Consider the following 8,371-nt stretch of genomic DNA (forward strand, 5'->3'; position numbering starts at 1 on the left):
TTATTCAATAGCTTTGAGTTAAAATTTTGTTGCGCTGATGGAACGTAAACAGCCTCCGATCGTACCGGTACGTGGTGAAAGCGAGCAGGTGGGCGACCGGGTAAAAAAGTACCGACGATTGCGTAATCTCTCCCAGGAAGAACTGGCCGAGCTAGCTAGTCTTTCGGTCCGGACCATCCAGCGGCTTGAAAAAGGCGAATCCATCGGGAGTGCCTATACCCTGCGTACATTGGCTACGGCTTTGCAGGTAAGCCCCGATGCGTTAATTGCTTCGCCACCGCCGACATCCGACCCGCCCCTGCCTTCAGCCACCTTAAGTTACCTGCTGATCCTGAATTGGAGCGCGCTGGCCGGGATCGTGATACCGCTGTCCAATATTATCGTACCGGCCATCCTGCTCTGGCGACGGCGACACGATCAACTGGTTCAGGAGCGCGGTCGGCAGATGATCAGTTTCCAGATTCTTTGGACGCTCGTTACCCTGGGTATGATGCTGGCTATTCCCTTGCTGTTAGCCGGATTGTCGGTGCCAGTAGGCGGGCCTTTACCCGTATTTATCCCGGTGTATTTCATTTGCCTGATCGTTAACGTATTCTTCCTGTTTCGGATCGCCTTGCACTTGCCCGATCCGGCTCCTTTTCTAGACAAGGTTCCTAAGTTTCTGTAAATCAACCCTGTCATGTAATTGTCGGGAAAATGTCGTTCTGTTTTCAGGGGCAAAAAAGCTAAGGCGTGGAAATTTGCAACCTCAATCCAAACGGAGCATTCCACCCAACTGATGAACAGAGCTATCTTTTTTTTACTGGTGATGAGCGGCTGGGCTTTTAGGACTCATGCACAGCGCGTCGAACAGCAAATTGGCGAGTTGGTAGAGGCTTACGCCCACTTAGGGAAATTAAACGGCAGCATCCTCGTGGCCACGCAGGGAAAAGTCTTATTCCAGAAAGGCTATGGCTACCAGGATGTGCGGAAGAAGACGCTCAATGACACCGCCACCGTCTACCAGATTGCTTCGGTCACCAAGACGTTTACCGCAACGCTGGTCCTAAAGCTGGTCGAATTAAATCAACTCTCACTGGCCGATAAAGTAGCCCGGTTTTATCCCTACTTTCCCAAAGGCGACAGCATCACAATCGAACAGTTGCTCGCCCACACCTCCGGCATAACTAACCAAGAATCGGAGGTGAAGACGGCGGTGGGTTCCGATGAAGACCGGTTTCTGGCGTCTTTCAAAGACCAACCGTTTGATTTTAGCCCGGGAACGGACTGGAAATACAGCAATGCGGGCTACATTCTGCTGGGTTATATCATCGAGCGGGTAACGGGCATGAGTTATTACGAGGCCGTTAGGGCTTACCTCTTCAATCCGCTTCGGATGAACCACAGCGGCTTTGATTTTAAAAGCCTGGCCAGTAAACACAAGGCAACGGGCTACTGGGAATACCCGGAAAGCGATACGGTGCAGGCGGCAACGCTCATCAATTACGAGGGGCCTCGTGCCGCCGGAGCCATATATTCAACCATTGGGGATCTTTTTAAATGGCACCAGGGGTTACAGGCGGGAAAGATCGTTGGTCTGCCGTTACTCCATCAGGCCTATCAGCCGGTCAAGAGCAACTACGGCTATGGCTGGATCATTGATTCGGTGGCCGGGGCCAAAGTGGTCTGGCACAGTGGTGATATCTGGGGATTTAAGTCGGAGTTAGCCCGTGTTCCAGCCGATGATATCTGCATCGTTATACTCAACAACATCGAAGAGGTGGATCTGCATAGCATCACCCATAAAATCCTGGCCATTCTCTACCACCAGCCTTATCAGCTACCCGCCCGCAATATGGTTCAGCTCAGCCCGTCGGAACTGCGGGAATACGTGGGTGCGTATGAACTGCGGCCGGGGGAATGGATCAAGGTAACCGTCGAGCAGAACCACCTGAAGGCAACCACGAACCGGAAACAGGAACTGTACGCCCAGAAAAAGGACTATTTTTTATTGGACGACGGGAAGGAGCATCTGGGTGTTACGTTTAATCGCAATGCCTCGGGCCAAGTGACGAATTTATCCTTTACGCTGGGGGCACAAACAATGATCTGTCCCAAAAAAGAGTAAGCGTTACGTTGATATACTTCAGATTTCGGCCAAAACCTTTCTCAATGAGCCGATAGACTTCTTAAGCTTAGCTATATAAATAGGCACTTAACAGACTCTATATCAAAGGGATACAGGCAAAAAACTAGTCGAAAAAGTAGCGAATAAACTCCTGGTTTAGGTTAATCCACCAAGTTCATTTTCACTGAACGAATGTCCGGTTTGAATAAATCGCTTTTCCTGCACGACGTTACGCTGGTTCAACCAAAATTATAGAAAATAAGGGCAACGGTAGCCAATGAGGCCGGATGTGTTGACAAGTTATTGATCAGGATTTGTTGTATGGCTTGGTGCCAATCAATCCATCGATTATAGCTTATTTTCACCGCGGTGAGCGTTTGGTTTCGCCCAAGATTAGGTACGAGCCGTTGTAGGCCGCAAATACGCCGTATCCCCCCACAATATTCGAAAAGAGCACGGTCGGTTCCGCGAAATATTGCCCCTGACTCACAAACTGTTCCCGCAGGGCGATGTGGTAGCGGTAATAGTTTTCGTCGGTGGTGAAAAGTGCCCCCACAATTTGCTTTGTCTGCGTACCGGTTTGAGGACCCGATAGCAGCGTGTGCGTACCGTTTATGAAGCGTCGCTCACCTATCTGACCGGTTTCCCGGTCCAGGTAGAACGCAGGGCGGCTCGTCTGGCGACTTATCAGAAGCCCGGTCGCTGCGTCAACAACAGTTTGATTCACCTCAGCCCACCCCCGGTAGTAACTCGCGGGTTGTCCGGGTTTTGGCTTCGCCGGTGCGCTCCAGGAAAGTGTTGTGGTGTAGGTTGTCAAGGCAGCATCGGCACTGTTGCGGGAAACCGTGGAGTCAATCGCAATTCCTTCGAGTGGAATAACTTCCGGTACTGTGGCTTCCGCCGTCACGCTGCGGTTGCCGCTCATGCTGACCGTCAGGCGGTAGGTTCCTCCAGAGCGGATTCGAAACCCGTTGCCGGGAACCGCGCGGTAATACATCAGCTTGTCGTTGTAAACGAGTTGAATGCTCTGACTGCTGTCACTTAGCAGGACAACCGCATCTTTGACAACCAGCGATTCCGCAAAGGACGAAACAATCCTCGGTTCCGACATGGCGACTTTGGCCGCTATCACCGTGTCCTGCGGAGAAATGAAGCAGATAACATACGGTTTTGTCACCCGATCAATTGGCAACACATCGACTGAAAGCTCATCGACCGAGCGGATACAGCCCCCCGCCAGCAACGTGCCCAGAAAGAATAGCAGGTATCGCATGGCTCAAAAGGAAAAAAGGTAGTTTAGCGATGGCACAAAGGTGAACAACGACACCCGACGGAGCGAAAGTGCACCGTCCCTGTTCAGCCTCAGATCGTAAAAAAAGGGATTCCGACGACCGTATACATTGACGGCCCCCAGTTCGATCCGGTGCCGCAGGCGTTTTCGACCCAGATCAGCCGCCAGCATCACATCGAGCCGGTGGTTGGCTTCGGCCCGAAAATTACTAAAGGCCGTTCGTACTTGAAGCAGGGGTGTTTCCGTACCAAATAACAGCTCCGACGGGGTGATGGGTAAATCTGCCTTGCCGAGTCCCAGATGGCCAAAGCTCGGTACCCCGGAAACAGGTACCGAGAAGGGGTTGCCTGAACTATACGTCCAGGCCGCCGACAGGTGCAAACGGGGCGTGAAGCGGTACAGACCACTCACCGAAACGCTGTGCCGCCGGTCGTGTAATGGGTAAAATTCACGGCCTCTGTTGAGATCGGGAAACTGCCACTGTGTCACGGCCCAGGTGTAATTCAGCGACCCGGTCAGGCGACCTGTCCGGGATTGCAGGGTCGTTTCGAGTCCAGAAGCATTGCCGTTCCCGGAGGTTACATTCCGTTCCCAGTTGAAGTCAGCCGCGCGTTCGGCGCTGGTAATTCCGATAAAGGAAGCGGCATCCCGGTAGCTGATCACATGGCTCATCCGTTTTTGGTACGCTTCGACAGTTAGTTGCCAACGGGGGTTGAAATCATGTACATACCCCAAAACCACCTGTCGAGCCCGCTGCGGTTTGATCTGATCGGTCGCCGGAACCCAAAGGTCAGTTGGTAACCCCAAACCCGTGTTTGACAACAGGTGAATAAACTGATTCATGTCGGACAACGAACCCCGAAGCGCCTGTTTGTCGGTGAGTTTGACGGCCACCGAAAGGCGGGGCTCGGCCCGCACGTAGGTTGACTGGTGGACGCGGTACATCGTCAGTCGTCCGCCGAGGTCCAGTTTGATTCGGCCGCCCAGATCCCAATGATCTTCCGCATACGCGGAGGTTTCCAGTGATTGCGTCCGTTCCTGCCCACTTCGGTTGCCCAAAGCCGAAACGGTCGTAATCTGAAAGCCATTGAGCCGGTAGGCACGGTAGGTACTGTTTACGCCGAATTGCAGGTGGTGGTTCGTCGCCGGAAAGTAGTCGAAGTCCGCCTTGAAGGTCAGGTCCGTAATGCCGTCGAAATACCGCCAGAGATTGTTTATCTGACCCGCGTTCGGCTCCACCGTCCGGATGAATTTTCGATGGGTTTCGAAATCATAATTACTGAAAACTAGCGATGTATTGCTGAAAAGTTTTTCTGAGAACAAGTGGTTCCAGCGAAGGTTACCCGTCTGGTTCTGCCAGGTCAGGACGTTGTCCCACCGTTGCACCCGGGTTATGCTGTCTCCTCCCCCAAAGTAATTCCGGCCAAAATACCCGCTCAGAAAGACCGTATTCCGACGATCAATAGTAGCGTTTAGTTTGGCATTAATGTCGTAGAAATTAGCCTTCCAGGCCGTACCGGTAAAATTTTCAATCACGGATGCAACGAACTTACCGAGTACCGGGCTCAGGTTGGAGTGCCGGGCGGCCAGCAGAAACGACGCTTTATCGCGCACCAGCGGCCCCTCTACCAGCAGGCGGGACGCAACAAGACCGGTCCCGACCGAACCTTTGAATTCCTGTTTATTTCCGTCCCGCATGGTCATGTCCACCACCGACGACAAACGGCCCCCGTAGCGGGAAGAAAAACCGCCTTTTTCGAGTTTTACATCCTTTAGCGCATCGACATTGAACGCCGAGAAAAAACCAAACAGGTGATTGGCATTATAAACCGGCGCTTCGTCGAGCAGCAACAGGTTTTGGTCCGCCCCACCTCCCCGGACGTGCAGACCCACCTGGCCGTTTAGCCCCGGCTGAATGCCCGCAACAAACTGCAAGGTACGCAGTACATCTTTTTCGCCCAGCAGCGCGGGCGTTTGGGCAATTTGTGCCGCCGGGAGTATCAACTGACCGGTTTTAGCTGAGCCAAAGGCATTTTGGCCAGTGGCATTTGTCAGCACCACTTCGTCCAATACATTGTTGGAAGTCATTTCAATATCCAGCGAAATGGGGGCTTTGGGGCTTAGTCGCTGATAAAATCGCTGATAGCCAACCATGGAAACTACCAGTTCGACGGAATCGCTGGTAGGAACGGAAAGCGCGTAGTAGCCATACCGATTTGTGGTCGTGGAAGAATTTCCTGCGTACACCGTCGCGCCGTTGACCCGCTCCCGGCTGCCCATTTCGCGCACAAAACCGCTGACGAGAACCTTTCTTACGGCACGAGACGATGGTAAGGGTTCCTTCGGCTTCGCCCGATCGGCCTCGATCAAATAGCATCCATCCAGTTTTCGGAAGTGCAGCCCGGTTCCGGTCAGGGCCGTTGATAAAATCGTTTCGGTGGCGTCTTTCCAGTTGACCGGCCCGCCCACCGTCAGGCCATTCAGCAACCCTTTATCGTACAGAAAATAAATTCCCCGCTTTTGGTTTAACGTTTGCAGCAAACTTTCCAGCGCCACAGGTGTTTGCGCACGGGCGAATAGACCAATCAACAGAAAGCCCATTAACGTGCAGTACTTCCAGAGGTAAGCGCGTGTACGATTGCGTACTGATGTATCCATCGCGTGGTTTACCGAGTCAGGACATACGTAACACCAGCACGTTCAACCCGCAAACCGTTGTATCGGGCTACGATATTCAGCACATTTTCGGGGTCTTTTAGGGGCAAAATACCGACAAACCGGCGATCCTGATCGGCAGGTGACTTGACCTGGATTTTCATCCCGAATTGATCCTCAATCAATTGGATGGCTTCGGTCAGCGTCACGTTATCAAAAACCAGTTGATGCCGTAGCCAGGCGTCATACCGGTCCGGTTGCACATTTCGACGACTGATCATTCCGCTAACACTGTCCAGCTCGGCCATTTGTCCCGGCGCTAATGTCAGCGTCTGTCCACCGGAATTGCCGCTGACCCGTACTTTTCCCTGGTTCAAGACCACCCGTTTGCGGTTCGCACGGCTGGTCATAGTGAATTCGGTTCCCACGACTTCCACCCGAAACGGTCCATTGGTTGCGATTCGGAAGGGGGCATTTGTGCTCAGATGCTGCACCGCAAAAAACGCTTCTCCATCCAGCTTAACCTCCCGGTCCTGATTCCAGGTCTGCCGGTATTCAACGCGTGAATGGCTGTTTAGCGTAATCCGTGATCCATCGGGTAGCTCAACCGCTTTCTGCTCCCCGTAAGCAGTCTGGTAAATAATCGGCTGGCTTTTCCACATGTAGTAGCCCAAAAAGCCACTGACCAGTACCAGCGAAGCGGCCAGAAGCCACCAAGTCCGGGACAATCTAGTCCGGGGCACTCCAGCCCGGGACCGAAATACGGAGCGTTTGGGCGACCAATCGACAGACGGGCTTTTTTCGCGATCGCTGATCAAGCCTTTTAGCTCAGCCAGCGATTGCTCCATATCTGGCTTTTGGCCATTCAGCATATCGTAAATCTGCTCCGCTTCTTGGAAGGCTGACAGATTAGGGGGGTGGCTGCGCTGCCAGTTCGTCCAAAAAGCAATGGCGGCTGGATCGCTGCCCCTTCGGTAGGCAACGAAACTGTCGTCCAGTAGAAAATCGTCAGTCGTATATTTATTAAACTCCATGAATGCCGTGGGTAACCGGAAAGAGGGCCGGATTTTTGGTTCTGATTAATAGTACGGGTAGAATACAAAATCTCACAAACCGAATAGAAGAAAAATCAGCCACCAGATGTGAATGATCCCAATTTTTTCTTTCGAACCAATGGTTAGTGTCTGTCGCAGCACTTTGAGGGCCGATGAGAGGGTGTTGTAGACAGTATTGATGTTCATCCCGGTCTCCTCGGCAATTTCTTCATTGCGCTTATTGCGAAAGAAGCGCATTTCGATCAGTTCGCGCTGGCGCGGAGTAAGTTGCCCGATGGCCTGACGGAGCCGGTTGCGAAGGTCCTCCTGCTCCTGTCCCTGCACAATGATTTCCTCGTAGGACGGCTCGATATCGACTTCTAGATCGGTCAGTTCCGTATACCGTTCCCCACGGCTAAACTCTTTGATCAGCTTGCGACGGAGAGCCGTAATCAGGTAGGAGCGGATATTGGCTACCTCAGGCAAGTTTTTACCCCGTTCCCACAGGTCAGCATAAATCTGATTAATAGCGTCTTTGGTGACCGTCGCCGTAAAACCAAAGTACATCCCAAAATTGAGAAGGTCATGGTAGGTCAATCGGTATAAGGCGCTCAAACTGGCTGAATCTTGCTGTTGCAGGCCATGCCATAACGACTGGGGGATTTCAGGCATGGATTGGGGCATACTTGTGGGTTAGGGTTCATCGGTGACAAAGTGGGTAACCCCTTGGTCAATTAAAATGTTTTCATCCATCAGAATACGTGTAGGTAGCCAGAAATCCATCTGGTTTCCGATAAGCCACGTTTACCCGGCTCATCCTTCATCGGGATAATTCGGCTTCAACGATTGAAAGATGATGCAATCGGGTCCCGCCAAAATTACTTTAAAAAAAGTAAAAAAAAATTTGTGAGATCGGGTCAAGGCCCCGCACTATGAGATGAAAGACCCCTCGGGGCCATTGTTTCATACCACATCTTATAACCATGTTTATGACATCCGTTCGATCTTTGATCCGATCCTTCTACCACCGCAACCTGGCGGTCCTGCTGGTGGCCAGCTCGATGCTGGTTACCCTCGCAAGCTGTAACAAAGACGACACGACCGATCCACCAGCCCCGCAAACCATCACCGATATCGTCGTTAGTAACAATGACTTCAGCCTCCTGGAAGCCGCCGTCGTTCGGGCGGGCTTAGCCGATGCCCTCCGGTCGGGGACACTCACCGTGTTTGCCCCCACCAACGCGGCCTTCCAGGCCGCTGGCTTTGCCAATGAAGCCGCCATCA

7 protein-coding genes are annotated in these 8,371 nt (G+C 52.5%); 3 read left to right on the forward strand and 4 right to left on the reverse strand.

Annotated features, from left to right (window positions below):
- Positions 1-37: 37 nt before the first annotated feature.
- Together ACYVH9_RS29290 and ACYVH9_RS29295 are read left to right on the forward strand one after the other, a co-directional pair.
- Positions 38-667, forward strand: a complete 630-nt coding sequence (locus ACYVH9_RS29290) for a helix-turn-helix domain-containing protein (protein ID WP_460640005.1) — start codon at positions 38-40, stop codon at positions 665-667.
- A 111-nt stretch (positions 668-778) separates the two neighbouring features.
- Positions 779-2,107: a serine hydrolase gene (locus tag ACYVH9_RS29295; protein WP_460640006.1), complete on the forward strand. Its 1,329-nt coding sequence runs from the start codon at positions 779-781 to the stop codon at positions 2,105-2,107.
- A gap of 361 nt (positions 2,108-2,468) precedes the next feature.
- Here ACYVH9_RS29295 and ACYVH9_RS29300 read toward each other — a convergent pair whose 3' ends face one another.
- The 4 genes from ACYVH9_RS29300 to ACYVH9_RS29315 form a co-directional block, all read right to left on the reverse strand.
- Complete coding sequence (locus ACYVH9_RS29300) at positions 2,469-3,380, reverse strand: DUF4249 family protein (RefSeq protein WP_460640007.1); 912 nt, start codon at positions 3,378-3,380, stop codon at positions 2,469-2,471.
- A gap of 3 nt (positions 3,381-3,383) precedes the next feature.
- A complete protein-coding gene (locus tag ACYVH9_RS29305) occupies positions 3,384-6,056 on the reverse strand; it encodes a TonB-dependent receptor (RefSeq protein ID WP_460640008.1) in 2,673 nt (890 codons plus the stop codon).
- 8 nt (positions 6,057-6,064) lie between these two features.
- Positions 6,065-7,087: a FecR family protein gene (locus tag ACYVH9_RS29310; protein WP_460640009.1), complete on the reverse strand. Its 1,023-nt coding sequence runs from the start codon at positions 7,085-7,087 to the stop codon at positions 6,065-6,067.
- A gap of 72 nt (positions 7,088-7,159) precedes the next feature.
- Positions 7,160-7,771, reverse strand: coding sequence for an RNA polymerase sigma factor (locus ACYVH9_RS29315; protein WP_460640010.1), 612 nt, complete (start codon positions 7,769-7,771; stop codon positions 7,160-7,162).
- A gap of 305 nt (positions 7,772-8,076) precedes the next feature.
- Here ACYVH9_RS29315 and ACYVH9_RS29320 point away from each other — a divergent pair.
- On the forward strand, positions 8,077-8,371 hold a 295-nt coding region (locus tag ACYVH9_RS29320), incomplete at its 3' end, for a fasciclin domain-containing protein (RefSeq protein WP_460640011.1).

The organism is Larkinella harenae (genome assembly GCF_054780515.1).